Below are 23468 nucleotides of genomic sequence, written 5' to 3'. Positions count from 1 at the left end.
CCCTCGGCAGCGCCGCAATAGAGCCATTTTCATGATGCAAACCAACAACATGACCCGACATGTCTCGAAACTGCTTCTGGTGAGCCTGGTGGCCGTGCTTGCTCTCCTGGCAGTGGTCCTCAGTCCGCTCTTTACAGCCAACGCCCAGGAAACAAGCTTCTTCGGTAACGAGAAGCGCGTCCCGCAAAGCCAGGCAGAGGTTGAGCTCTCCTATGCACCGCTGGTGAAACAGGTCTCGCCGGCTGTCGTGAACGTCTACTCCAAGAAGGTTGTGCGCCAGAACGCATCGCCTTTTGCAAACGACCCCGTGTTCCGCCAGTTCTTCGGCACGCCCCGAGAGCGCGTCCAGAACTCGCTCGGCTCCGGCGTTATTGTCGGTGACGGCGTCATAGTGACGAACAATCATGTCGTTGCCGACGCCGATGAACTTCTCGTCGTGCTGTCTGACCGGCGTGAATATGAAGCCGAACTCATTCTCGCAGACGAGCGGACTGATCTCGCCGTGCTGCGCATCGACACGGAAGGCGAGCCGCTGCCTACAGTCGAGTATGGCGATACGCGCGATACCGAAGTCGGTGACATCGTGCTCGCCATCGGTAACCCGTTCGGTGTTGGGCAGACAGTGACGACGGGGATCATCTCCGCGACTGCGCGGACTGATGTCGGCGTCTCCGACTATTCCTTCTTCCTGCAGACCGATGCCGCGGTGAACCCCGGCAATTCCGGCGGTGCCCTGGTCAATACGAAGGGCGAGCTGGTCGGCATCAACTCCGCCATCTTCTCGCGGTCCGGCGGATCGAACGGGATCGGTTTTGCGATCCCCGCCGAGATGGTGAAGCGTGTCGTCGATGCTGCTGTCAACGAAGGCCGGATCGTGCGGCCGTGGCTCGGCCTGAAGGCGCAATCGGTGACCTATGACATAGCCAAGGCGCAGGGCCTGAGCCGTCCAGTGGGCGTGATGGTCACGGAGGTCTTTGATGATGGCCCTGCTGACAAGGCAGGCCTGAAGCGTGGCGACCTCATTACCGAGATTGATGGCCGTGAAGTTTTTGACGAGACGGGCCTCAAATTCCTTGCTGCAACCCGCTCGCCCGGTGAGATTTCAAGCCTCAAGATCCTGCATGGCGGCAAGTATGAGGATGTGAAGGTCACGCTCGCACCACCACCCGGCGCGACCAAGGCAGAGCTGGAGCTCCTTGAAGGCCGGCATCCTTTCTCCGGCGCCGAAGTCGCCGAGCTATCACCGCGCCTTGCCGAAGAGATGGGCCGCGATCCGTTCGCCTCAGGCGTGCTGGTGACGCGTATTCTACGCCGTGCCTATGCCTGGCGGATTGTGCGTCCGGGCGACCTGATCGTTTCGATCAATGACGAGCCGATCAAGACGCTGAAGGATCTCGACGAGGCCCTGGCGGAAGAGACATCGCGCTGGGCGATTGAGCTCGATCGCAATGGCCGCCGGATCAGCGGAACGGTTACGCTCTAAAAACGCCCTCCGGGGCCCTCGCTATCCTGAAAGGCGAGTGCTAGCGTCCTCCTGCACAAAGGTTGCGGGAGGCAAAGCATGCAATTGAAATGGACCCTGTTGATTGGCGCATCCGCCCTGGTGATGGCCTGCGCCCAGACACCCGGCGAAGATATTCCGGATGAGGCGGTGACCACGCCGGAGGAAGATATCGAGCAGGTCGTCGAGGAGCCCACTGAAACCGCAACCGTGCAAGAATATCCGGCCGCACTCTTTCACGAGACGATCAGCTGGGGGCTGGGCTCCAACAATGGTTATGTCTTCTCTCATGAGGATGGCGACATCCTTGCCTCAACCGATGAGACAGGCATCTTCAATGCTGTCACTCTTGATGAGGCTGGTGCCGTCACAGCGCTGACGATGTCTGACGACAATGCCGTCTACGCCCAGTCTTTCTTTCCTCAAGATGACCGTGTGCTTGTCACGTCGGATAGCGGCGGCAATGAGATTTATCATGTCTATGTCCGCGAAGAGGACGGGACCCTGACCGATCTGACGCCGGGCGAGGAAGTCCGCGCGAGCTTTGTCGGCTGGCGGGATGATGGTGAGGTCTTCTACGTCCAGACCAATGAGCGCGATCCCCAGACCAACGATCTCTACGAGTACAGCGCTGCCGACTATTCCCGGAAGATGATCTTCGAGAATGACGGCAAGGACATCGCCGATGTCTCCCCGGATGGCCGGTGGCTGGCGCTGTCCAAGGAGCGGACCAATGCCGACTCCAACATCTTCCTCGTCGACTTCCTTGCTGACGATCAGACGCCCGAACTGATCACCGGGCATGAGGGCGACATCTCCTATGGCGTGTATGATTTTACCGCCGATAGTGAGACGTTGATCTATGCCACTAACGAATATGGCGAGTTCAATCAGGCCTGGACCTATAATCTTGTCAGCGGCGAGAAAAACCCGCTGATCGAGGCAGACTGGGATGTTTCCTTCGTCTTCGACAGCCCGACCGGGCGGTATCTCGTTTCCGCCATCAATGCCGACGCCGTAACGGAACTCACCATCACCGATAATGAGACCGGCGAAGCGGTGGAGCTGACAAACATTCCGGACGGTGAAGTGGGCCAGGTGCGCTTCAATCGCGATGAGAGCGAGATTGCCTTTGGCGTGAACACCGATACCTCGCCCTTCAACCTTTATCTCGCCGATCTCGATGATGGTGAGGCGACGCGGCTCACTGATGCGCTACCGGATGCGATCGACGAGGATGATCTCGTGACAGCTGAGATCGTTCGTTATGAGAGCTTTGACGGGCTCGAGATTCCGGCCGTCTTCTACATGCCGAAGCAGGCATCTGCCGATAATCCGGTGCCGGCGCTGGTCTGGGTCCATGGCGGTCCGGGCGGTCAGACCACCAAGGGCTATTCGGCGACGATCCAGCATCTGGTCAATCACGGCTATGCCGTCCTCGGCGCGAACAATCGCGGCTCCTCCGGTTATGGGAAGACCTTCTTCCACATGGATGACAGGAACCATGGCGAAAAGGACCTCCAGGATATTGTCTATGGCCGCACCTATCTCGAAGGTGTTGAAGGCATCGACCCGGACAAGATCGGCATCATTGGCGGATCGTATGGCGGCTTCATGGTCGCTGCGGCGCTGACCTCCGAGCCGGACGTCTTCGATGTCGGGGTCGACATCTTTGGTGTGACCAACTGGGTGCGCACGCTTGAAAGCATTCCGCCATGGTGGGGATCGTTCCGCGACGCGCTCTATGACGAGATGGGCGATCCAGCCACGGACGAAGAGCGGCTACGCCGCATCTCCCCGCTATTCCATGCTGACCAGATCACCAAACCTTTGCTTGTGATCCAGGGCGCGAACGATCCGCGCGTACTCAAGGTGGAGAGTGACGAACTCGTCGAGGCCGCGCGCGAGAATGGTGCCACTGTCGAATATGTCGTCTTTCCGGATGAGGGGCACGGTTTTCAGAAGCGCGAGAACCGCATCACGGCATCGGAAGCCTATGTCGACTTCCTCAACACCTACCTGAAGGGTGAGCCCGAGCAGCAGGACGCTGATGCTGGCGGGGACAACGCTGTCGAATAGGCTTTACGCCATCGGAAAAGAGACGAGGGGCCGGATCGCAGGATCTGGCCCTTCTTCTTTCGCTAAAGGTTGCTGAGTTCCAGCTGCAGCTCCGAATTCTGCACCGTCATGGCCGAAACGTCTGCATCCAGCGTCTCGGGCCGTTCCGCTGTCGGATAGGCGGAAGAGAGCGTCTCGAGAATGTGGTTTGCCCGCGCGGCAAAGTCTGGAGCCGCCTCCTGAATGGTCTCGGCATTGTCTTCAAGCAGGGCGGCCGCTGTCTTGTAGAAGCCATAGCCATCGAGATAGGGCTCATACGCTTCGCTGGTCCGGGCTGCCCTGTATTGCGAACTGGCGCGGTCGATCTCGTCAGCGATCACGCGGGCCTTGACCAGAGCCTGGCGTTCCCGGCCTTGCGGGGCCGCTTCGCCAGCCTGACGAACCGTTGCAATGATGTCCTCTGCACGCTGGCGGATCTCGGCATCGCTTTCACCGCTGAAGACGGCATGCGAGGCCGCGATCAGCTTCTGCTCGAACGGCGTTACACCCTGCTGCTTGAGCACCGGTTGGAGGTCGAACAGGATTTCGCTGACAGGGTGGGCAAACATCTCGCCGGCAGCTTCGCGCTCGCCGGCTTCCAGCGCGTCGATACCGGCGCGGATATGGGCTTCGACGAGGGCGAGTGCACTAAGATAGACGGCTGGGTCTTTTGCGGCGGCGGCAATGTTCACACCGCCTTCGCCGCCTTCCCCTTCACCCCCTTCGCCGCCGCCTTCCCCGTCCGAGGAGATCACATTGGAGGGCGCGACACCGGAGCGCTCAGAAGCGTCGGCAGGTTTGTCCTGCGGGGCGGGCCCGGCGGTCTCGCTTGCTGGGGCGCTCGTCTCGGTCGTCTCATTGCCGCAGGCGGCGATGCCGAGCAGGGTGGTGGAAAGGCCGAGGGCTGCCCAGGATTTGTAAGACGTCGCCATTGGTCGCACTTTCATTATTGAGGCTTGCGCGTTCGAGTATACGCGCTAGCCCTAACTGCAAACCATTCGCAAGTGCAAGCCATGCTGATCACAATTCCCGGCCTTCTCGGCCCTCAAGCGCTCTCCGAAATCCGCTCCACACTCGACACTGTCGGCTGGCGTGATGGCCGCATCACTGCGGGCGCACAGGCTGCTCGGGTGAAGAACAACAAGCAGGCCGATCTGTCCACGCGAAGCGGAGTTGCCCTCCATAAGCGACTTCATGACGCAATCACGGGCAATGCCATTTTCGAGGCAGCCGCACAGCCGAAGAAACTGTCGCGCCTTATGGTGAGCAAGGCCTGTGAGGGCGAGGGCTACGGCACGCATGTCGATAATGTGTTGATGCGCTCCGGCGAAGACCGTTTGCGCACCGACCTCTCTTTCACGCTCTTCCTCAGTCAGCCATCAGACTATGATGGCGGCGAACTCACGATCGACTGGGCCGGCATGGTCCATTCCATGAAGCTCGAAGCGGGGTCGCTGTTGCTTTATCCCTCGACCAGCCTGCACCGTGTCGAGACCGTGACCCGCGGCGAACGCATTGTCTGTGTCGGCTGGGTGGAGAGTCTGGTGCGGACAGCTGAGCAGCGCGAAATCCTTTTCGATCTCGAAAACCTGCGCGCCACGCTCGGCCAGTCGCTGCCGCATGATGCGCCGGAGCAGCTGGCGCTTGCCAAGATCGCCGCGAATATTCGTCGGCTCTGGGTGGAGAACTGACCGTTTTCTTCAGGCTGTGACCGTCTCGCGCGCACCGATTGTCGTGCGGTGGAGCAGGCGGTCGTGGCCCTGATAGCCGCCGGTCGCCATATGCAGGCAGGAGCGGTTGTCCCACATGAGAAGCATGTTCGGCTGCCATTTGTGGTGGTACTGAAATTCCGGCCGTGTCTGCCAGCGATAGAGCTCGGTCAGCAGCGCAAAGCCCTCTTCCTCGCCCATCCCCTCTATGCCGATGATATAGCCCGCGCATCCGAACAGGCCCTCGCGGCCCGTCTCGGGATGTTTGCGGATGATCGGATGGGTCTGCGTCGCCATCGCCTCGTCGGAGGAGCGGATATCCATACTGCGGCCGGTGTCGTTGTCGCCATACATCCCGGCTTTGGCGTAGCCGTTTCGCGCGGAATGCACCGCCATCTTGCCTTCGAGCTTGCTGCGTAGCTCATCCGGCATCTCATCAAGGGCCTTGTGCTGATTGGTGAACAGCGTGTCGCCGCCGACCGGCGGGATGGTGATGCCATACAAGCATGTCCCGGCGGGCGGGGTCTTCTGGAAGCTCCAGTCGGAATGCCAGGTTTCCGCGAAAATTGGGCCTGTTTCGTCAGCTGTGCGCTTTACCGCAATGATATGCTCGCGACCCGGAATCGGCGCGATGTACGGATCGTCTCCGAACGGGCCAAAGTATTGCGTGAAGCGTTCGAGATCGTCGTTGGTGAGTGTCTGCTCAGGAAAGGCGAGAACGTGATGGGTGAGCCAGGCCGTGCGGATCTCCGCAACGGTGGCTTCATCCAGCGGGCGGCTCAGGTCTATGCCTGCTACGGCTGCCCCACACGCCTCACCGCTCGGGATGATGGTCAGTGTCATGATGCGTTTCCTCCAGTCGCGATCTTATCACCCACGGGAGAACAGGCTAGGGAGGAGGCATGAGCGATCTCTTCTCCGCCTCGGGTATGGCCGACGATGCGCCGCGACCGCTGGCTGACAGGCTGCGCCCGAAAACGCTGTCGGAGGTGGTCGGGCAGGATCATCTGCTCGGCCCGGAGGGCGCGCTGGGGCGGATGCTGAAGACGGGTCGGCTTGGCTCGATCATTTTCTGGGGCCCGCCCGGGGTCGGCAAGACGACAATTGCGCGGCTGCTGGCGGAAGAGACCGATCTCGAATTCGAGGCGATTAGCGCGGTTTTCTCCGGGGTGAAGGATCTGCGTGCCGCCTTCGACCGGGCCGAGAACCGGCGCTCGACTGGCAAGGGCACGCTGCTTTTTGTCGACGAGATTCACCGCTTCAACCGCGCCCAGCAGGATGGCTTCCTGCCTTTTGTCGAGGCGGGCGTCGTGACGCTGGTTGGCGCGACGACGGAGAATCCGAGTTTCGAGATCAATGGTGCTCTGCTCTCGCGCTGCGCCGTGCTGACGCTGAAGCGGTTGACCCCGGAATCTCTTGAAGAGCTGCTTATCCGCGCCGAGGAACTCGAAGGCCGCAAGCTGCCGCTCGAACGGCGTGCCCGCGAGGCCCTGATCGACATGGCCGATGGCGATGGCCGCTACATGCTGAACCTTGCCGAACAGGCCTTCACGCTCGCCGACGAGGGGACAGAGCTGACCGCCGAGGCGCTCTCCCAGGCGCTCCAGAAGCGCGCGCCGGCCTATGACAAGGACCGCGAGGAACACTACAATCTCATCTCCGCGCTCCACAAATCGGTGCGTGGATCGGATCCGGATGCAGCGCTTTACTGGCTCGCGCGGATGATCACGGGCGGCGAGGACCCGCTCTATCTCGCTCGCCGCATCGTGCGCATGGCATCGGAAGACATCGGCCTTGCCGACCCGACGGCTCTGATGATCGCTGCCGAAGCGGCGCGCACCTATGAACGCCTTGGCAGCCCGGAGGGCGAACTCGCGCTCGCCCATGCCATCGTCCACCTTGCCACGGCGCCGAAATCGAACGCCGTGTACGTCGCCTGGAAAGCCGCCCAGCGCTCGGCGAAGGAGACCGGTTCGCTGATGCCGCCCAAGCATATTCTCAACGCGCCGACCTCGTTCATGAAGGAGGAGGGCTATGGCAAGGGCTACGCCTACGACCATGACGCGGAAGAGGGTTTTTCTGGACAGAACTATTTTCCCGATGGGATGAAGCGCGAAAGCTTCTACCAGCCGAAGGGCGAGGGCCGGGAAGGGCCGATTGCCGAACGGCTCAAACGCTGGGCAGAGCTGCGCGGCAGGCGGGACGGGTGAGTGGGCACAATTGCAGTTCGTTCCAGACTCTGCTCGTATCGCGCCGAACAACAGATCAAACGGAGTATCCCTCATGAAACTGCGCTTCATGGTCGGCCTTCTTGCCGGCGCGAGCCTTTTCGGACTGGCGGCCTGCCAGGAACATCATGGCGAGAATGGAAGCCAGATCATACCGCAAGCAGAGGCGCAGACGCCTTCGCAGGGCACGGGCATGAGTGTTCCGACGGACGTATCGGAGCTGCATGACCGGTTGCTCGTAATGGACACCCACCTCGATACTCCGGCCTATTTCCATTCGAAAGATTATAATTTCTCCGAACGCCAGACCTTCGAGGAAGACGGTACACATGTTGACCTGCCGCGCATGAAAGCGGGCGGGCTCGATGGTGGTTTCTGGGTCATCTTCACCGCGCAGGGCCCACTCGATGAGGCCTCCTATGATGCCGCGCGAAACAGCGCGATGCTCCGCCAGATGGCGATCCGCGAGATGGCGGCGAAATATTCCGACGAGGTCGAACTCGCTTTCACCGCCGACGACGCCGAGCGTATTGCCGGAGAAGGTAAGCGCATCGTCTATCAGAGCATGGAGAATTCCTACCCGCTCGGCACCGATGTCTCGCTGCTGGAGACCTTCTATATCGGCGGGCTGCGCATGGTCGGACCGGTTCACTTCCGCAACAACCAGTTCGCTGACAGTGCAACAGACGTGACTGGCGAGAAATTTGGCGGGCTCTCCCCGCTGGGTGAGGAACTGGTGAAGAAGGCCAACGATCTCGGCATGATCCTCGATGGATCGCATGCGGCCGATGAGACGGTCTATGACATGATCGAACTGTCCAGGACGCCAATTATCCTCTCGCATACTGGTGTGGATGGCGTCTATGAGCACTATCGCAACATCCCCGACGAGCTGCTCAAGACTGTGGCTGACGATGGCGGCGTTATCCAGATCAATGCTTATAGCGGCTATCTCGAAGCCCTGGAGCCGAGCCCCGAACGCACTGAAGCCCTGGAAAAGCTCGATGCGGAATTTGGCGACACCGCGAACATGGATGAGGAAACCATGGCCCGGTATCGCGAGGCGCGCATGCAGCTCGAAGAGGATTTCCCCGCCCCGCGCTCGACCTTCGAGAAGTTCATGGAGCACATGCTCTATGCACTGGAAATGGTCGGTCCGGACCATGTCGGCATGGGCGCTGACTGGGATGGCGGTGGCGGTGTTGACGGGATGAGCGACGTCACCTTCTTGCCCAAGGTCACCGCTGCTCTGCTCGAAGCGGGCTACACCGAAGAGGATATCGCCAACATCTGGAGCGGCAACATGCTGCGACTGCTTCGCGAAGCAGAAGCCGAAAAGACATCCGAGCTCGGTTCGCCATCCGTGCTGAACTAGGCAGAGACCGGGGCAGGAGCGACCATGACTTTGGCTGATTGGCTCACCATCCTGCCGCCGGTGCTCGCGCTCGCGCTCGCGCTCTGGACGCGGAATGTCTACTTCGCATTGGGCGGAGCGATTTGGCTGTCTGAAACCTTCATTGCCGCTTTCAACCCGGCCATGGGCGTGCTGGCCGGGGTCGAGCGGGCTGTCTCGGTGTTGGGGGATGCCGGAAATACGCGCATCCTGCTGTTCTGCGTGATTATTGGCGCCCTGATCGAGTACATGCGCCGCTCAGGCGGAATCTCCGGCATGGTGAACTGGCTGGTGCGCTCAGGCGCAGCGGGCACGCGGCGACGTGCCGGAGTTGTCACCGCGCTGACGGGGACGCTTATCTTCGTTGAGACCAATATCAGCCTGCTGGCCACGGGCATCATGGGCCGCCCCCTGTTTGACCGGCTGAAGATGAGCCGAGAGCGCCTGGCCTATCTGATCGACTCGACCTCTGCGCCTGTCAGTGTCCTGATCCTGCTCAACGGCTGGGGCGCTTATGTGCTGGCTCTGATTGCCGGCTATGGCTTCGACAATCCGCTCGAAATCCTGATCGGAACGATCCCGCTCAACTTCTATGCCTTGCTGACGCTGGCGGGTGTCTTCCTGACCGTAGCCACCGACCGAACCATCGGTCCGCTGAAAGCGCGCGAACGGGAGGTCCGTGAGGCAGACACCGTCGAGCCTGGCGAAGAGGCCAAGCCCGGCCACGCGCTCGACATGGGACTACCGGTTGCCGTGCTCGTGCTTGGCGCGCTCGGCTTCATGGTCTGGACAGGCGGGGGAAACCTCCTGCAGGGCTCGGGCTCGAAATCCATCCTCTGGGCGGTGTGCCTGGCGACGCTGGTGGCGGCGCTTCTACTCTGGCGGTCTGGCCGGGAAGAGAAAGGCTCGCTTATCACGACGGGCTTCAAGGGGATGGGAGAACTGTTGCCAGCGGTCACTGTCATCTTCATGGCCATTGTTCTTGGCGCCAGCCTCAAGGCGCTCGGCACCGGCGAAGTCCTCGGCGGACTGGCGGCCGGCTTCCCGCTGCCATGGGCACTACCGGCGATCATCTTCATCATCGCAGGCGTCGCGTCTTTCACGACGGGTACGAGCTGGGGGACCTATGGCATCCTGGTGCCGGTCGCGATCCCGCTCGCCATAGGAGGCGGTGTGCCGCCTTCTCTGGCGCTGGCGGCCGTCCTGGGTGGCGGGGTATTCGGCGACCATTGTTCGCCCATCTCAGACACCTCGATCATCGCGAGTTTCGCTGCCGAATGTGACCATATCGAGCATGTGCGCACCCAGCTGCCCTACGCCCTGATTGCGGGCACGAGCGCGGTGGTCCTCTACCTTGTCGCCGGGCTTCTGACCACCTGACGCATTCCCGCTCTTGCAATCTCGCCCGCACTGCGCTCGCATCTCGCCCAAAGCACAGATAATCGTGCGGGAGGGCTGAGAATGAAAATCGTCAAATGGGGCGGGGCGATTGTCCTGCTCGCGCTGATCGGTGTGGGCGTCTGGCTTTGGGACCCGATTGGCTCCAACCCGCCCCCCGAAGAGCTGGCAGCCGAGGCGGCGAACTATGATGTCGAGATCATTCGCGACAATTGGGGCGTTCCGCATATCTATGGCGCGCGCGATGAGGATGTCGCTTTCGGCGTGGCCTATGCCCACGCAGAGGATGACTATGAAACGATCCAGGAAGTGGTCGCGGCAACGCGGGGCATCCTGGCGCGCTACAAGGGCGCCGGCGCTGCACCGACAGACTATATCGTCGGCCTGCTCGGCGTATGGGACACGATCGACGCGCGCTATGAGGCAGATATTCCGCCCAAGGTGAAGGCGATTGCCGAAGGCTATGCCGCCGGTCTCAATCTCTACGCCTCGGAAAATCCTGACGTCACATGGGCAGGACTGGCCCCTTTCGAAGGTGAGGACGTGGTTGCCGGCTTCATCTTCAAGACACCTTTCTTCTACGGGCTCGACGGGACGCTGATGGAGCTCTTCGGTGATGACCGTCAGGCCGAGATCGCGCTTGACCCGAGTGCTGGCCGCGAAGCCTTTCATGCGGTTCCCAAGGGACAGCCCGAGCGCGGATCGAACGCATTCGCTGTCTCGCCGGAGCGCTCAGGCGACGAGACCACACGGCTGGTCATCAACTCACATCAGCCGATGACCGGGCCGGTGGCGTGGTATGAAGCGCAGCTTGTCTCGGAAGAGGGGCTGGACATCACCGGCGGGCTGTTCCCCGGCACACCGCTCATCCTGCATGGTTTCAACCGCCACCTTGGCTGGGCAAACACCGTCAACAAGCCGGACCTGGCCGACATTTATCGCCTTGAGGTGAATCCCGAAAATGCCGGTCAGTATCGTCTCGACGGTGAGTGGAGGGATTTCGAAGAGGAAACCGTGACCATCCGTGTCGGCCTGTGGGGACCGTTTGCGTTTACGGCGAAGCGCCCGCTCAAGCACTCCGCGCACGGACCGGTCATCGAAGCCGACCACGGCACATATGCTATCCGCTATGCGGGACGCGGTGAAATCCGCCAGCTGGAGCAATACTACCGGCTCAACAAGGCAGAGACCCTCGAGGATTTTCTTGACGCGATGGCAGTGAATGCGCTGCCGAGCATCAACTATATCTATGCCGACGAGACCGGCGACATCGCCTTTGTCCATAACGGCCAGTATCCTGACCGGATTGAAGGCTGGGACTGGGAGAAAGACCTGCCGGGCGACCGCTCGGACCTGATCTGGGAAGGTTATCGTCCTTTCCCTGACGTTCCGAAGCTTATCAATCCGGCCTCAGGCTTTGTCTATAATTCGAACAACACCCCATACTCGGCAACCGACGGGGCCGACAACCTGACGAAGGAAGAGTTTCCTCTCTCCATGGGCCTGCAGGAGAACGAGACCAACCGCTCGCTGCGCGTTCAGGAGCTGACAGACGGCGAAAAGCCCATCACGCGTGAGCGGCTGCTCGCCATCAAGTTCGACCTTGCCTATGCCGAAAACTCTCAGGCCGAGGAGGTGATTGCAGCGGTGCTGGCTCATGACTGGAGCGATGAACCAGAACTGGAAGAGGCGGCTGCACATCTGGCGGAATGGGACCGGCAGATGGACCGCAATAACCGCCATGCCGCGCTCGCTGGACTCACTATCTTGCGAGAAATCAGCTCTCAATTCGATGGAAGCACGCCGCCAGATCCGCTGGTCGCCTTTCGCGAAGCGGTCTCTTGGCTCAACGAGCATTATGGCCGTATCGATCCGGAATGGGGCGAGGTGAACCGGCTGGTGCGTGGTGAGACCAGCCTGCCCATCGATGGTGGGCCCGATACGCTGCGCGCCATATACCCGGCCGAGATCCGCGATGACGGGACGCTGCATGCCTCTGCCGGCGACACCTGGATTGCGCTCGTGGAATGGGATGAGGCTGGGCGGCAGGATGCCTGGGTTATCCACCAGTACGGTTCGGCCACGCTCGACGAAGGTTCGCCCCACTATGCTGATCAGGCGCCGCTCTTTGCGGATATGAAATGGCGGCGCGCCCTGATTGAGCGCGCCGCCGTGGAAGCCAATGCCGAGCGGATTTACCGCCCGGGGAAGGTTGATTGAGCTTCTAGCTGTAAAGCTCGCCGAGGAAGTCCTTCAGGGAAGCCAGCGAGCGGCGCTCGGCGTCCGGGCTGTAGACGGTGCCGAAGTCTGGATCGTTGGCGTCGGGATTGGTGAAGGCGTGCATCGTGCCGCCATAGGCGTGGACCTGCCAGTCAGCCTTTGCGGTATCCATTTCCTTGGTGAAGGCCATGAAATCTTCGGGCGTGGCCATCGGATCGTCCCAGCCATGCAGGACAAGCACTTTCACATCCGTTGTCTTGCCGTCTGTATTACCCGGTGCGCCCAGCAGGCCGTGGAAAGACGCAACGCCCTGGACGTCCATGGCGGTGCGCGCCATGTCGAGGACGCACAGCCCGCCGAAGCAGAAGCCGATGGCCGCCGCCTTGTCGCAGCCGGACTCCTTCTTCGCGGCCTCAAGGCTGAGCTTCAGCCGGTTCTGCAGTTCAGAACGGTTTGATACCAGTGGCTCGATCAGCGCCTGGCACTCTTCCTTGGTCTCGCCCCGCTTGCCCTTGCCGAAGACATCCACGGCAAAGCCGGCATAACCCCACTCGGCCATAAGCTTGGCCTTATCATGGTCGAACTCGCTTTGACCGCCCCACGCATGGACAATCACGACAACCGCTTTCGGCGTCCCTTCCGGCATGGCGAGAAAGCCCTCATAGGTCTGGCCGCCGGCTTCGTATTCTAGCGATTTCGTTGAAATACCCATTGTCTGATGTCTCCTTCGTCTTGCTGCCAACACACTTAGGGGCCTGAACGCCTGACGGCCAGCCCTTGCCGGAACTGACGGACTGGTTTCTTGTTGTGAAACAATGAGGAAACGCCAGATTATCATCGATTGCGACCCCGGTCTCGACGACGCGGTTGCGCTTCTCGTCGCTTTTGCTGCCTCCGACATGATGGACGTGGTCGGCATTACGACCGTGGCCGGGAATGTCCCTGCCGAGCTGACGCTCCGGAACGCCCGCATCATCCGGGAGCTTGCCGGGCGCGGCCGGGACGTGCCGGTCTGCGGTGGGGCGCCCGTGCCGCTTTTGCGTGACCCGGTAACCGCAGAGGACTTTCATGGTTCGACCGGGCTTGGAAACATTCCCTTCCCGAAGCCTCGCGTGCGGCCATCGCGGGCGAATGCGGTCAACTTCCTTGTGCGCACCCTGCGCACGGCCAAGGGCTTTCCAATTACGCTTGTGGTTACGGGTCCGATGACGAATGTCGCCCTGGCGCTCACTATGGCGCCGGACATCCGCGAGGGTCTCAAGGAAATCGTGGTGATGGGCGGGGCCGACAGCGAGGGCGGCAACATTACCTCGCATGCAGAGTTCAACGTCTTCGCCGATCCACACGCCGCCCAGTCGGTATTCCAGAGTGGAATTCCCACGCGCGTGCTGAACCTCGATGTGACCCACCAGATCCGTACCACCGATGATCAGGTCGAGCGCGTACGCGCGCTCGGATCGAAACAGGCCAGGGCTGCCGCTGACCTGCTCGCCGCCTCGAACCGGCTTGAGGAAAAGGCGAAAGCCCGAGTGGCGCCGCTGCATGACCCGTCCACTATTCTCTGCCTGTTGCGGCCGGACCTGTTCGAGGGACCTCAAGCCACAGTCAGTGTGGTCACGGAAACAGGCGAGCGTTTCGGGAAGACCGTGCCGGACTATCGCGAAGACGGTCACGTCCTGTGGTACAATCAGGCCGATGCCGATGCAGTCTTTTCAGAGATGCTCGGTCAGCTTGCGAGGTTCGGGGAATGAGTGGTGTACGGATCATTGGGGTGGGGTCGGTCAATCTCGATCTCGTTGCGGCATGCGACCGTCTTCCTGCGCCGGGGGAGACAGTGACTGGTGCACGCTTTGCCAAGTATCCGGGCGGAAAGGGCGCCAACCAGGCGCTTGCGGCGAGGCGGCTCGGAGCGGTGGTTTCGATGATCGCGCGGGTTGGCAAGGATGCCCATGCCGAGGCCGCGCTTGCTCTCCTGAGAGAGGACGGCGTGGATCTGTCGCATCTCGTCGTGGATGAAGAGGCAGCCACGGGCGTTGCCCTGATCGCCGTCGATGCCGAGGGCGAGAACCAGATTGTGGTGGCAAGCGGGGCTAACGGTAAGCTTGAACCGAGAGATGTCGAAGGCGTCGGCCCCGCCGATGCCGTGCTCTGCCAGCTCGAAGTGCCTGTGGCCGCAGTAGAAGCTGCCAGCCGCATCGATACGAAACTGTTTGCGATCAATCTCGCGCCTGCCTTGCCTGTTCCGGCCGGGCTTCTGGAGCGCGCCGACCTGCTGATTGTCAACGAGGGCGAGGCCGAATTCTATGGTGATGCGCTGTATCGCGGTGAGGGCATGGTGGCCAAGACGCTCGGCCGGGAGGGAGCCGTTCTCTACCGTGCTGGCAAGGAGGTCGCGCGGATGCCGGTCTATGCGGTTCCGGTCATCGATACGGTCGGGGCTGGCGATACGTTCTGCGGCGCGCTTGCCGTGGCGTTGGCGGAGGGCATGGAAGAAGGTGCTGCGCTGCGCTTTGCTTCCGGTGCGGCAGCCCTTGCGGTGACGAAGGAAGGCGCACAGCCTAGCCTCCCTTGGCGAAAGGACGTCGAGGCGTTTCTGCAAGACAAGGCGTGAGCGATGAGCGACCTGCCATTCACGAAGACCCGTGTCTCCGCCCAAAAGGAGACAGAGATCAGGCAGAAGGTTCGCTCGGCCGGGCCGCCCCCCTCCACGGGGGCCCGGACACGGTTAGCGACGCCGTCCGACGCTGACGCCTTTCTCGCTTTTCTGCTGCATCCGGATGTGCATGGCTGGATCTATTCTCTGCCGAAACCTCTGACACTCGCCTCGGTGCAGACCTTTATCGACAGCAAGATCGCGACACGCGAAGCCGGTGAAGGCCTTCTCTTCCTGACACTTGATGAGGCGGGTGAGATTTCCGGCTATTCCGACATTCAGGTCTGGCCGCAATGGGGGGCGGGCGAAATTGCAGGTGCGATACGCCCGGACCGGCAGAACCGGGGGCAGGGGGGTGCCGGCATGACGGCGACGTTCACCTGGATGTTCGAGGCGCTGGGTCTTGAGCTGATCTGCAACACCACCGCGCTCGACAACATCCGTATACAGAGCCTTTTCCGCAAGACGGGGCTTGAGTACAAGGGCGACATTGAAAGCCTTCGCCCTGATGGCTCCACCCGAACCTCACAGGTCTGGGAAGTCGAGAGGGAGGCGTGGCTCTCGCGGTTTGGCACGCAAGCCTAGTCCTCGATCAGGTTGCCCTTTGGATCGCGTCGTTCCGGCCCGTTGACCTTGGCCCGGCCATCGCCAAAGTGGGAATCGCGCTCGTGAAGGGCCTGCTTCAGTCCAGCTTCGCCGACGCGTTTGACGAAGGCATGCGCCGACGCTGCCTGATGACCGCGTGCATCATTCTCGACGGCAAGGCGCTGCATCGTTCGCGCGCCCATCAGCTCCATGCCGAGATTGATGGCGCGTTTGTTGGCGGCAAGGATGTCCGGATCGATCAGGACTATCCGGTCGGCAAGTCCTTCAGCTTCCGCTTCCAGCACATCGGCGGGAACCGCTTTCATGGCAAAGCCAAGCTGGGCGGCTTCCTTTCCGGTAATGGAGTCGCCCGTCAGCATCAGCCGTTTCGTCCACTGCGGGCCGACATGATACAGCCACATCTGGTTCGGGAGCGCGCCGAGATTGCGGCCTGCCGGAAACGACACCGTCGCATCTTCAGCGATGATCACCATGTCGCAGAGCAACGCAATGTCCGTTCCTCCTGCCACGCAGGGGCCATGGATCTGGGCAATCACGGGCTTGTGCATGTCGAAGATCGCCATCCGGTAGCGCTGCGCGCGCTCGAGCTGCCAGATATCGTCGTCGACCGAGCGGCCACCGCGCGGTTTGTCTGTCGAGGAGTCCAGCCTGGAAACAGGGACCCTGGCCGCCCCCGCCAGATCATAACCGGCGGAGAAGCCCCGGCCTGCTCCCCTTATGATGACGCAATGGACCGCGCGATCATTGTCGGCGTGCCACAGGGCCTCTGATAGCTCGGCCTGCATCTTCAAAGTCAGCGCATTGAGCTTGTCCGGCCGGTTGAGCGTGATACGGGCACGGCCGTTCTCGGCCTCGTAAATGATTTCATCGAACATGGGGCTTCTCCTCAAATGGCAGGCGGATCGACGCGATAAACCTTGCGTGCGACGTCCGAGAACATCGCGGTCTGCTCCTCGTCGGAGTAGTCGGCGGCAATCTTCTTCAGCCCGTTCCAGAGGACGCGATAGCCGATGGAGAGCCGGTCCACCGGGAAGTTGCTTTCAAACATGCATCGCTGTGGTCCAAAGCATTTGATCGTGTGGTAGTAGTACTTCGCCTGCGCCTCAACAAACTCGTCCGAGGTCGGAGGGGTCGCGCGCTCATGCCATCCGAAGCCGTTATCGGGCATGGCGAGCCCGCCAATCTTGGCATGGAGGTTGGGGTTTTCAGCGACAGCGGCGATATCGTCTTTCCACTGTTCGAAATTCTCTTCCCGCTTGCCTTCATATGGACCGACCCCAAGCGGGGTGCCGAAATGGTCGAGGATCATCGTCGTGCCCGGCACGGCAGCGGCCAGATCGGCTAAGTCGCGCAGCTGATGGTGATAATTCCATGTATCGTAGGTGAGCCCGCGCTTGCCGAGGTGGGCGACGCCGCGCCTGAAGTCTTCGTTACGGTAAAGCCCCTCGGGAGCGCGCGGCGGGATGCGGAACGTTTGGCCTGCCTTGTCGAACGGTCCGGAATGCCGGATGCCGCGGAAGAGTCCATTCGCCGCCTCGATATGGGCGTCCAGGATTTCATCCAATTGGGCAAGCGGTAGGCGGAGATCGGCATGCGCCACCAGGGCCGCGATCGTGGCCTTTCCTGCATCTGCTGCCGAGCGCGCTGCGGCGGCTGCCACGAACTCGGTTTCGCCGACGGGTTTCAGATGCTCCGGTCCATCCGTGCGATAAGCCGCGCCGCATTCCATGAAGATGGTCTGGGTAACCTTGTGACCGTCTTCGGTATCGCGCCACAGATCCTCAAGGTCGTAGACGATGCCGCGCGCATTGCCTTTCGGCCATAGGTGATGGTGCGGATCGACAATCTCACGGTCCGGATCGACGACCTCCTCGCGAACCTGGTTCAGCCATTCGTCATTGTCGAACATGGTATCTCCTCCCTGCAGCGGGCTTCTTCTCGAAAGCCTCTTGGCGCTATGTCAGGCGGAAGAGACCCTTATGGCAAGCCCTTGATGCTCACCAGTTTTCCTGGCCAGAGCGCGAGAAGCAGGACGGGCACGCTCGCGATCAGGAACATGCCCTGGGGCCCGACCGGCTGTTCGAGAAGGCCGGCAATGGCCGGTCCCAGTACGCTTCCGGCAGCAAGGCCGACGAGCGCTGCGAGGAAACCGGTCGTGCCGTTGCCGGGAAAAAGCCGAAGACTCCACAGCGAGAAAATCGAGCTCGCCGCCATCAGGGCAGCCCCCTGCAGGCCTGCTGAGAGAATGACGGAGCTCCAGGATTGCGGCGCAAAAGCGATAAGGAGGAGAGACAGCGCAGCAGCGGCAAAGACCATGCGAAGCAGCCAGCCCATTCCGGTCGCCGCTTCCGCCCGGCCGGTCAGTGTGCCGAGGATGCCGAAGGCGCCATAGCTCAGGAATACGACGGCTGCGGCCGCGCCTTCACGAAGGCCTGGCAATCCTCCGGCGGCGACCACACGGTCAGCCGCAAAAGAAAAATAGACGGCGTTCGTGGCGCCGAAGGCGAGGGCAGCCAGATAAAGGGGGGCGGCATTGTACCGGGCAAGCCGGGGGAACCGGCCTTCAGGTCCTGTTGTCTGTTGCTGCGAAGGCGAAGGCATCTCGAAAAAGGCAGCAAGGGCGATGAGCAGCGCGGCCATCGAGAACGCGCCCCACGCATAGCGCCATGAGAAAATCTCGTAGGTTACGCACAGGGCGAGCACGGCCGCGAACAGGATGCCGACGCTTGTCCCTGAGGCGATTACGGCCAGCACGCTGGCTTGCGATTTCTGTGAGATGAAACGCTCGGCGGCACCGTTGAAAGGCGCCCAGCATAGTCCTGCGCTGGTGCTGGCAAACAGGATGCCGGCCAGAAGTTGAAGCGGCCCTGTCGCCGTCGCCACAGCCAGAAAACCAATTGATGCAGACAGGGTACCGGCGATCACCGGTAGCTTCGGGTTGGCGCGCCGGACCATCCAGGCGGTAAGGGGCAAGGCCAGCAGGAAGGCGAGCAGGCCGGCACTGGCAATCGCGCCGGCAAGCGAGGTGGACAAGCTGAACGCCTGGCGCAGTTCCGGAAGAAACAGGCCAAAACCCATGCGCGCCGGCCCGAATGCGATCGCGGTCGCACCGAAACCGGCAATGGCGATGTGTTTGCCCCAGGTCATGTGCTGACCAGTATAAGGAGCGGCCACGGAAATTTGGAGGGGGTGTTAGGCCTTCACCAGCCCGATCTCACGCAGGCGCTCCATCAGGTAATCCTGCGCCGTGATTGGCGGCTGTTTCTTGCCGCCTTCTTCCAGGCATTGCGGCAGCTGCTCGATCAGGAAATCCTGATTGAAGTGCAGGAAGAAGGGCGTTGAATAGCGAGGGAATTTGGCTCGTTCCGGTTCGGGGTTCACGACGCGGTGCGTCGTTGAGGGCAGAACACCGCCGGTGAGGCGCTGTAGCATGTCACCGCAATTGATGACGAGAGACCCAGGCGGCGGGTTCACGCTCAACCATTGGCCGGAGCGGTGCCAGGCTTCCAGCCCGGCCTCTTCGGCACCGAGCAGGAGCGTGATGACATTGATGTCCTCATGGGCGGCGGCACGCACCGTGCCTTTGGGCGGTGGGTTTTTCTGCGGCGGATAGTGAAGCAGGCGCAGGATGGAGTTGCCGCTTTCAACCTTGTCCTCGAACCAGTCTTCCGGGAGGTCCAGATGCAGCGCGACGGCGGCCAGAAGGTCGCGTCCGAAACTGTCCATCTCTTCGTAGAAGGCATAGGTCGCAGCATCGAAGTCCGGCACCTCGTCGACAAAGGGCGTGTCCTTCATCGTGGCGCGGTATTTCGAGTCCGTCGGCAGCTTGCGGCCGGTATGCCAGAATTCCTTGAGGTCGGCCTGCTTCTGGCCCTTGGCGTTCTCGGTGCCGAACGGGGTATAGCCGCGTTGGCGCCCGCCTTCGGCGTCGTGGTATTTTTCCTTCACGTCTTCCGGCAGCTTGAAGAAGTCCTTCGCAGCGTCGTTGGCGCGTGCGATCACGGCCTCATCGACCGGGTGCCCGGTGATGACGGCAAAGCCCGTCTCGCGAAAGGAGCGGCCAAGCTTGTTAGCAAAGGCCTGCTTGTCCTCTTTCCAGAGCGCGTACGGGATCGGTTCGAACAGGTTTGTCATGGCGCGGCAATATACGCGTCACATCCCTTACCCCCAAGCGGCTTCCTCAGGGGTATTTGGACGCAGCGCAGTTCAGCGCCTGCGCTCTTCATCGAGATAGTCGACGAGCCGGTGAACCGGCCACTCCACGAAGGCGAGCAGGAGAAGGCCGACCACATTCAAAATGGGCACGACCATCATCAGCGCATAGGCGCCCTTGAAGCCCGCTTTCTGGAATATGCGCCAGAAGGCGACGAGGTTGAGCACGAACATGAGAAGCCAGAAGCCGAGGACCATGGGTCTTTCCTCCTGGCAGTCATGGTGCGTGCCGCGCCGCTGTCTGGCAATGCTCTTTGCTGGCGCTAGCCGAAATCGTCCGGATTGGCGAGCTGGCGATGGACCGGCCATTCGGCGAAAGCCAGATACAGGAAGGCGATGATGTTCACCAAGGGTATCAGCATCAGCAGCGACCAGGCACCGCTGAAGCCTGCCTTGCTCCAGATCTTCCAGTAGGCGACGATGAAAAGAATAACGATGGCGAGATAGAAGATTCCCATCCCTGCCATGAACCCTGCGGATATGTCCTGCTCCACTTTGCCCTCCTTGCAGTGTTGGCGTCGGCAAGATTATGAGTGTTTCGCTGGGCGGGCAAGAAATTCCGTTTTTACGCGAAAACTTCTGATTACTGTAATTCCGTACACGAACGTTAATGACGCGGCTATTTCTGTTAACACACAGACGGTTTTCGCTTCTTTCCGTTAACCATGTCGAAAAGCTCTGGGGGCACGCTAAGCACTGTCACCGAGGCGTGGCGTGATGGTTTTTTGAGGGTCCGTACAAGGCAGCATGAAGCGCCGGCGGACTCAGGGTAAAATGGAGAAGACAGATGCCGTATTCAGAAATGGCAATGGATGTCGCCCCGGAGACGGGGATCACATCGACAGCAACCGGCGAGGAGCTTTACCGCGTAGGTCTCGCCTATTCGACAGGCGTTGGCGTGGATGCTGACATGGTCGCCGCACACAAATGGTTCAATCTCGCTGTGATGAAGGGCTCGGAAGAAGCCAGGGAATATCGCCAGCAGATTGCCGATATGCTGTCCAGCGACGAGATCAAGCAGGCGCTCAAGTCCGCCCGCGACTGGCTGCAGCTCATGAACTAGTGAACCTGGCAGGCGTTCGCCTGCCGGCCTAGCGGCGCAGCTCGCCGCCGATATCGTAATAGAGCGAGAAGTCGATCGGCAGCGAGTTCCTGAACCATTGCTGCATCAGCAGGTTCTCTTCGGAAATGGCCGAGCGCGGCACATAGACGACATCGAAGCGCCGGAGTGGGGTAAAGTCTGCATAGCGCGGATCGTTGATCCCCTTGCGGACGTCGAACACCGCCGACATGACCTGGCCACCCGGCAGGCGCCGCAAAACGGCGACCTGGGTCGGCTTGGCACCATCGGTAAAGCCGCCTGCCATGATAATCGCCTGCAGCGGATCAATCTGGCCCGGCAGTTCGACCATGCCCGGGCTTTGGACCTGTCCGCCGACAAAGATCTTCTGGCTCTCGAAGCCGGTTGGAATGACGTCGATGTCCGGGTCTTTCAGTTCGCTGGCATAGGCATTCAGAAGATCCATGCGCAGTTCTCCGGCTGTGCGGGCCGACGCGCGGATCGACCCGACATAAGGCAGGGCGATTGATCCGTCTGGAGCGACGCGGACCTCGCGATCAAGCTCTGGTGCCGTATGAAAGACAAGCTGCATCGTATCGCCGGGCGCCAGCAGGTAGGCCGGGTCCTGACCATCTTCATGGCGCCACTCGGCGACGGGGAAGTATTCTGTCGGAGCCGGCTCGACGCTCTGGCAGGCGCCAAGCGCGGCAAGCGGCAGGAGCAGGAGGGAATGTCTCATATCCGTCCAGTCTGAGGTATGTGCTGCAGCAAGGTCTCAGGCTCGGTGTTAATGTTTAAGGAATTATCAAGCGGCGTCCGTCAGGACAGACAGTAACCAAACCAGCGGAGCATCGACGCCCATGGCAGCATCGCAAGACTGGGGACCGGCAGGCGAGCGCCGCGCCGAGTCCGGCGCGGTGCGCCGTCGTCCCTGGATGGGCGCAAGTGAGGTGGTCCTGCAGCTCTGGCGAGCCAAATGGCTTATGGTGCTCGTCTTTCTGCCAATCTTCCTTCTGGGTCTGTTCATCGCCTTCCAGATGCCCAAGACGTATGAGGCCAATTCGAGGCTCTATGTCCGCCTCGGCGATGAGAGCGTCTATAGGCCAAGGGTTGGTACGGAAGGCGCTGGCGCAACCCCGGAACAGGAGCAGCTGATCCAGGCCGAGATCGAAGTTCTTCGCAGCCCTATCGTGGCGGAACGCGCCTTGGAGCGGTTTCCGCTCTCGCGTGTCTTCCCGGATTTGGTGGAGGCGATGGACAAGAAAATGGCCGAGGCGCCCACGTCCGAGCATGATGCCATTGCCGACCAGACGTTCGAAAAGGGTGTCGCAGCGCTTCGCAAATCCTTCGAGGCCGGTTCAGCACCAAAGTCTCCGATCGTCGGCACAGCGCTCACCCATGAGGATCCGGCACTCTCCGCAGAGCTGCTCAACGCCATCATCGGCGCCTATCTCGACTACCGCACGGAAGTGTTTTCCGGAGGTGGCTCCGACACGCTTCGCGACCAGCGCAAGAAATTCGAGAATGAGCTTCTCAAGGTCGAGGAAGAGATCCGCAACTTCCTCCGGCGCAACCAGATCGGCGATTTTGAGAGCGAGCGGCAGACCGCCCAGCAGCTCTATGCAACGATCTCCGGCGAGCTTCTCACCAACCAGTCTCGCGCGAGCGCCGTCGAGGGGCAGCTCGACATTTATAACCAGCAACTTTCCAGGATGGCCCCCGAGCAGGATCTCTATGTCGAGGACAGCTCCGCCCAGCGGTTGAGCGAGTTGCAGATGGAGCGCGAGGAATTGCTGTCGCGCTACACAGCAGACTCCCGGGCGGTGCAGGCCATCGATACGCGCATTGAACAGCTGGAGCAGTATCTTAACGCGCGACAAGGGCTGTCCGGTACGACTCGGCGCGGACCGAACCCGGTCTACCAGCAGATCGAGCAATCTGCCGCGAACCTGGAAGCCGAAGCCCAGTCGCTTGCCCTGCAGGGCGCAGAGCTTGAGCGCCAGCTCGCACGCGTCGAAGAACGCCTTGAACGCCTCAACGATCTTCAGCCGGAATGGCAGGAACTGCAGCGGCGCAAGGCGCTTATGGAAGCCAATGTCCAGAACTTTTCCGCTCGGGAGATCGAGGAGCGCGCGCTCGCGGAGATCTCCAACCAGTCCGCCGACAGTGTGCGGGTCCTTGAGCCAGCGCGTGTGCCGATCAAGGGCTCCAGCCTGAAACTGCCGGTCGCTGCACTTGCCTTCCTTCTTGCGGGCTTCACGGCCCTGATGGCCGGGCTGCTCAGGGCGCTGACACGCAACGGCTTCACGACCAGCCGCTCGCTGGAGCGAACTATCGGGCTACCGGTTGTCGGGTCTGTACGCACGGCCTGAGGCGGCTTTCAATGACGCT

The 23468-nt window shown here is 61.3% G+C and carries 22 protein-coding genes; 12 read left to right on the top strand and 10 right to left on the bottom strand.

Annotation, left to right across the window (positions count from 1 at the left end; genetic code table 11):
- Positions 1-31 precede the first annotated feature (31 nt).
- Together Q1K29_RS12590 and Q1K29_RS12585 are read left to right on the top strand one after the other, a co-directional pair.
- Positions 32-1483: a Do family serine endopeptidase gene (locus Q1K29_RS12590; RefSeq protein ID WP_300395343.1), complete on the top strand. Its 1452-nt coding sequence runs from the start codon at positions 32-34 to the stop codon at positions 1481-1483.
- A gap of 78 nt (positions 1484-1561) precedes the next feature.
- Positions 1562-3580: a S9 family peptidase gene (locus Q1K29_RS12585; protein WP_300395341.1), complete on the top strand. Its 2019-nt coding sequence runs from the start codon at positions 1562-1564 to the stop codon at positions 3578-3580.
- 62 nt (positions 3581-3642) lie between these two features.
- On the opposite strand, the gene Q1K29_RS12580 is transcribed toward Q1K29_RS12585, so the two are convergent.
- Positions 3643-4530: a hypothetical protein gene (locus Q1K29_RS12580; protein WP_300395339.1), complete on the bottom strand. Its 888-nt coding sequence runs from the start codon at positions 4528-4530 to the stop codon at positions 3643-3645.
- Between the two features lie 81 nt (positions 4531-4611).
- Here Q1K29_RS12580 and Q1K29_RS12575 point away from each other — a divergent pair, with 81 nt between their 5' ends.
- On the top strand, positions 4612-5289 hold the full coding sequence (locus Q1K29_RS12575; protein ID WP_300395337.1) for a Fe2+-dependent dioxygenase: 678 nt from the start codon (positions 4612-4614) through the stop codon (positions 5287-5289).
- 9 nt (positions 5290-5298) lie between these two features.
- On the opposite strand, the gene Q1K29_RS12570 is transcribed toward Q1K29_RS12575, so the two are convergent.
- A complete protein-coding gene (locus Q1K29_RS12570) occupies positions 5299-6150 on the bottom strand; it encodes a TauD/TfdA family dioxygenase (protein WP_300395335.1) in 852 nt (283 codons plus the stop codon).
- 59 nt (positions 6151-6209) lie between these two features.
- Between Q1K29_RS12570 and Q1K29_RS12565 the strand changes: the two genes are divergently transcribed.
- The 4 genes from Q1K29_RS12565 (at position 6210) to Q1K29_RS12550 (ending at position 12546) form a co-directional block, all read left to right on the top strand.
- Positions 6210-7517 carry a replication-associated recombination protein A gene (locus Q1K29_RS12565; RefSeq protein WP_300395333.1) on the top strand — a complete coding sequence of 436 codons (1308 nt, stop codon included), beginning with the start codon at positions 6210-6212 and terminating at the stop codon, positions 7515-7517.
- 73 nt (positions 7518-7590) lie between these two features.
- Complete coding sequence (locus Q1K29_RS12560) at positions 7591-8910, top strand: membrane dipeptidase (RefSeq protein WP_300395331.1); 1320 nt, start codon at positions 7591-7593, stop codon at positions 8908-8910.
- A gap of 24 nt (positions 8911-8934) precedes the next feature.
- Entirely contained in the window at positions 8935-10308 is a 1374-nt protein-coding gene (locus Q1K29_RS12555; protein ID WP_300395329.1) for a Na+/H+ antiporter NhaC family protein, read from the top strand.
- Between the two features lie 81 nt (positions 10309-10389).
- The gene (locus Q1K29_RS12550) at positions 10390-12546 is read left to right on the top strand and encodes an acylase (protein WP_300395327.1); all 2157 of its coding nucleotides are present in this window, start codon (positions 10390-10392) and stop codon (positions 12544-12546) included.
- 4 nt (positions 12547-12550) lie between these two features.
- Here the strand turns inward: Q1K29_RS12550 and Q1K29_RS12545 are convergent, their stop codons facing one another.
- On the bottom strand, positions 12551-13258 hold the full coding sequence (locus Q1K29_RS12545) for a dienelactone hydrolase family protein (protein ID WP_300395325.1): 708 nt from the start codon (positions 13256-13258) through the stop codon (positions 12551-12553).
- A 103-nt stretch (positions 13259-13361) separates the two neighbouring features.
- Here Q1K29_RS12545 and Q1K29_RS12540 point away from each other — a divergent pair, with 103 nt between their 5' ends.
- Genes Q1K29_RS12540 through Q1K29_RS12530 form a run of 3 tightly spaced genes read left to right on the top strand, consistent with a single transcriptional unit; the run spans position 13362 to position 15784 of the window.
- Entirely contained in the window at positions 13362-14297 is a 936-nt protein-coding gene (locus tag Q1K29_RS12540; RefSeq protein WP_300395323.1) for a nucleoside hydrolase, read from the top strand.
- Positions 14294-15157 (top strand): ribokinase, encoded by an 864-nt coding sequence (locus Q1K29_RS12535; protein ID WP_300395321.1) that lies wholly within the window; start codon positions 14294-14296, stop codon positions 15155-15157. The genes Q1K29_RS12540 and Q1K29_RS12535 overlap by 4 nt, the downstream gene beginning before the upstream one ends.
- A gap of 3 nt (positions 15158-15160) precedes the next feature.
- On the top strand, positions 15161-15784 hold the full coding sequence (locus Q1K29_RS12530) for a GNAT family N-acetyltransferase (RefSeq protein WP_300395319.1): 624 nt from the start codon (positions 15161-15163) through the stop codon (positions 15782-15784).
- Here the strand turns inward: Q1K29_RS12530 and Q1K29_RS12525 are convergent.
- The 6 genes from Q1K29_RS12525 to Q1K29_RS12500 all read right to left on the bottom strand — a co-directional run bounded on the left by Q1K29_RS12525 (position 15781) and on the right by Q1K29_RS12500 (position 20484).
- Positions 15781-16680, bottom strand: a complete 900-nt coding sequence (locus Q1K29_RS12525) for a crotonase/enoyl-CoA hydratase family protein (protein ID WP_300395317.1) — start codon at positions 16678-16680, stop codon at positions 15781-15783. The two genes, Q1K29_RS12530 and Q1K29_RS12525, sit on opposite strands and share 4 nt — an antisense overlap.
- A gap of 11 nt (positions 16681-16691) precedes the next feature.
- Entirely contained in the window at positions 16692-17714 is a 1023-nt protein-coding gene (locus Q1K29_RS12520; RefSeq protein WP_300395315.1) for an amidohydrolase family protein, read from the bottom strand.
- Between the two features lie 68 nt (positions 17715-17782).
- On the bottom strand, positions 17783-18952 hold the full coding sequence (locus tag Q1K29_RS12515) for an MFS transporter (RefSeq protein WP_300395313.1): 1170 nt from the start codon (positions 18950-18952) through the stop codon (positions 17783-17785).
- Positions 18953-18997: 45 nt separating this feature from the next.
- Positions 18998-19939, bottom strand: coding sequence for a 2-oxoglutarate and iron-dependent oxygenase domain-containing protein (locus tag Q1K29_RS12510; protein WP_300395312.1), 942 nt, complete (start codon positions 19937-19939; stop codon positions 18998-19000).
- Positions 19940-20011: 72 nt separating this feature from the next.
- Positions 20012-20215, bottom strand: a complete 204-nt coding sequence (locus Q1K29_RS12505) for a hypothetical protein (protein ID WP_300395311.1) — start codon at positions 20213-20215, stop codon at positions 20012-20014.
- Positions 20216-20280: 65 nt separating this feature from the next.
- Positions 20281-20484, bottom strand: a complete 204-nt coding sequence (locus tag Q1K29_RS12500; protein WP_300395310.1) for a hypothetical protein — start codon at positions 20482-20484, stop codon at positions 20281-20283.
- Between the two features lie 320 nt (positions 20485-20804).
- Here Q1K29_RS12500 and Q1K29_RS12495 point away from each other — a divergent pair, with 320 nt between their 5' ends.
- Positions 20805-21080, top strand: a complete 276-nt coding sequence (locus Q1K29_RS12495; protein WP_300395308.1) for a hypothetical protein — start codon at positions 20805-20807, stop codon at positions 21078-21080.
- A gap of 28 nt (positions 21081-21108) precedes the next feature.
- Here Q1K29_RS12495 and Q1K29_RS12490 read toward each other — a convergent pair whose 3' ends face one another.
- A complete protein-coding gene (locus tag Q1K29_RS12490; RefSeq protein ID WP_300395306.1) occupies positions 21109-21816 on the bottom strand; it encodes a polysaccharide biosynthesis/export family protein in 708 nt (235 codons plus the stop codon).
- A 121-nt stretch (positions 21817-21937) separates the two neighbouring features.
- Here Q1K29_RS12490 and Q1K29_RS12485 point away from each other — a divergent pair, with 121 nt between their 5' ends.
- Positions 21938-23449 (top strand): Wzz/FepE/Etk N-terminal domain-containing protein, encoded by a 1512-nt coding sequence (locus Q1K29_RS12485; RefSeq protein WP_300395304.1) that lies wholly within the window; start codon positions 21938-21940, stop codon positions 23447-23449.
- The last annotated feature ends 19 nt before the right edge of the window (positions 23450-23468 follow it).

This window comes from Henriciella sp., assembly GCF_029937755.1.
Taxonomy (GTDB): Bacteria; Pseudomonadota; Alphaproteobacteria; order Caulobacterales; family Hyphomonadaceae; genus Henriciella.
Note: the sequence above shows the minus strand (reverse complement) of the source record. Positions and strands in the feature narration are given on the sequence as shown.

Bases quoted from the DNA above. Each gene is read 5' to 3' on its own strand.
- Q1K29_RS12520 (WP_300395315.1), bottom strand. From the start codon at position 17,714: ATGTTCGACAATGACGAATGGCTGAACCAGGTTCGCGAGGAGGTCGTC.
- Q1K29_RS12485 (WP_300395304.1), top strand. From the start codon at position 21,938: ATGGCAGCATCGCAAGACTGGGGACCGGCAGGCGAGCGCCGCGCCGAG.
- Q1K29_RS12515 (WP_300395313.1), bottom strand. From the start codon at position 18,952: ATGACCTGGGGCAAACACATCGCCATTGCCGGTTTCGGTGCGACCGCG.
- Q1K29_RS12490 (WP_300395306.1), bottom strand. From the start codon at position 21,816: ATGAGACATTCCCTCCTGCTCCTGCCGCTTGCCGCGCTTGGCGCCTGC.
- Q1K29_RS12495 (WP_300395308.1), top strand. From the start codon at position 20,805: ATGCCGTATTCAGAAATGGCAATGGATGTCGCCCCGGAGACGGGGATC.
- Q1K29_RS12560 (WP_300395331.1), top strand. From the start codon at position 7,591: ATGAAACTGCGCTTCATGGTCGGCCTTCTTGCCGGCGCGAGCCTTTTC.
- Q1K29_RS12545 (WP_300395325.1), bottom strand. From the start codon at position 13,258: ATGGGTATTTCAACGAAATCGCTAGAATACGAAGCCGGCGGCCAGACC.
- Q1K29_RS12540 (WP_300395323.1), top strand. From the start codon at position 13,362: ATGAGGAAACGCCAGATTATCATCGATTGCGACCCCGGTCTCGACGAC.
- Q1K29_RS12510 (WP_300395312.1), bottom strand. From the start codon at position 19,939: ATGACAAACCTGTTCGAACCGATCCCGTACGCGCTCTGGAAAGAGGAC.
- Q1K29_RS12590 (WP_300395343.1), top strand. From the start codon at position 32: ATGATGCAAACCAACAACATGACCCGACATGTCTCGAAACTGCTTCTG.
- Q1K29_RS12525 (WP_300395317.1), bottom strand. From the start codon at position 16,680: ATGTTCGATGAAATCATTTACGAGGCCGAGAACGGCCGTGCCCGTATC.
- Q1K29_RS12575 (WP_300395337.1), top strand. From the start codon at position 4,612: ATGCTGATCACAATTCCCGGCCTTCTCGGCCCTCAAGCGCTCTCCGAA.
- Q1K29_RS12550 (WP_300395327.1), top strand. From the start codon at position 10,390: ATGAAAATCGTCAAATGGGGCGGGGCGATTGTCCTGCTCGCGCTGATC.
- Q1K29_RS12500 (WP_300395310.1), bottom strand. From the start codon at position 20,484: ATGGCAGGGATGGGAATCTTCTATCTCGCCATCGTTATTCTTTTCATC.
- Q1K29_RS12505 (WP_300395311.1), bottom strand. From the start codon at position 20,215: ATGGTCCTCGGCTTCTGGCTTCTCATGTTCGTGCTCAACCTCGTCGCC.
- Q1K29_RS12570 (WP_300395335.1), bottom strand. From the start codon at position 6,150: ATGACACTGACCATCATCCCGAGCGGTGAGGCGTGTGGGGCAGCCGTA.
- Q1K29_RS12555 (WP_300395329.1), top strand. From the start codon at position 8,935: ATGACTTTGGCTGATTGGCTCACCATCCTGCCGCCGGTGCTCGCGCTC.
- Q1K29_RS12565 (WP_300395333.1), top strand. From the start codon at position 6,210: ATGAGCGATCTCTTCTCCGCCTCGGGTATGGCCGACGATGCGCCGCGA.
- Q1K29_RS12585 (WP_300395341.1), top strand. From the start codon at position 1,562: ATGCAATTGAAATGGACCCTGTTGATTGGCGCATCCGCCCTGGTGATG.
- Q1K29_RS12530 (WP_300395319.1), top strand. From the start codon at position 15,161: ATGAGCGACCTGCCATTCACGAAGACCCGTGTCTCCGCCCAAAAGGAG.
- Q1K29_RS12580 (WP_300395339.1), bottom strand. From the start codon at position 4,530: ATGGCGACGTCTTACAAATCCTGGGCAGCCCTCGGCCTTTCCACCACC.
- Q1K29_RS12535 (WP_300395321.1), top strand. From the start codon at position 14,294: ATGAGTGGTGTACGGATCATTGGGGTGGGGTCGGTCAATCTCGATCTC.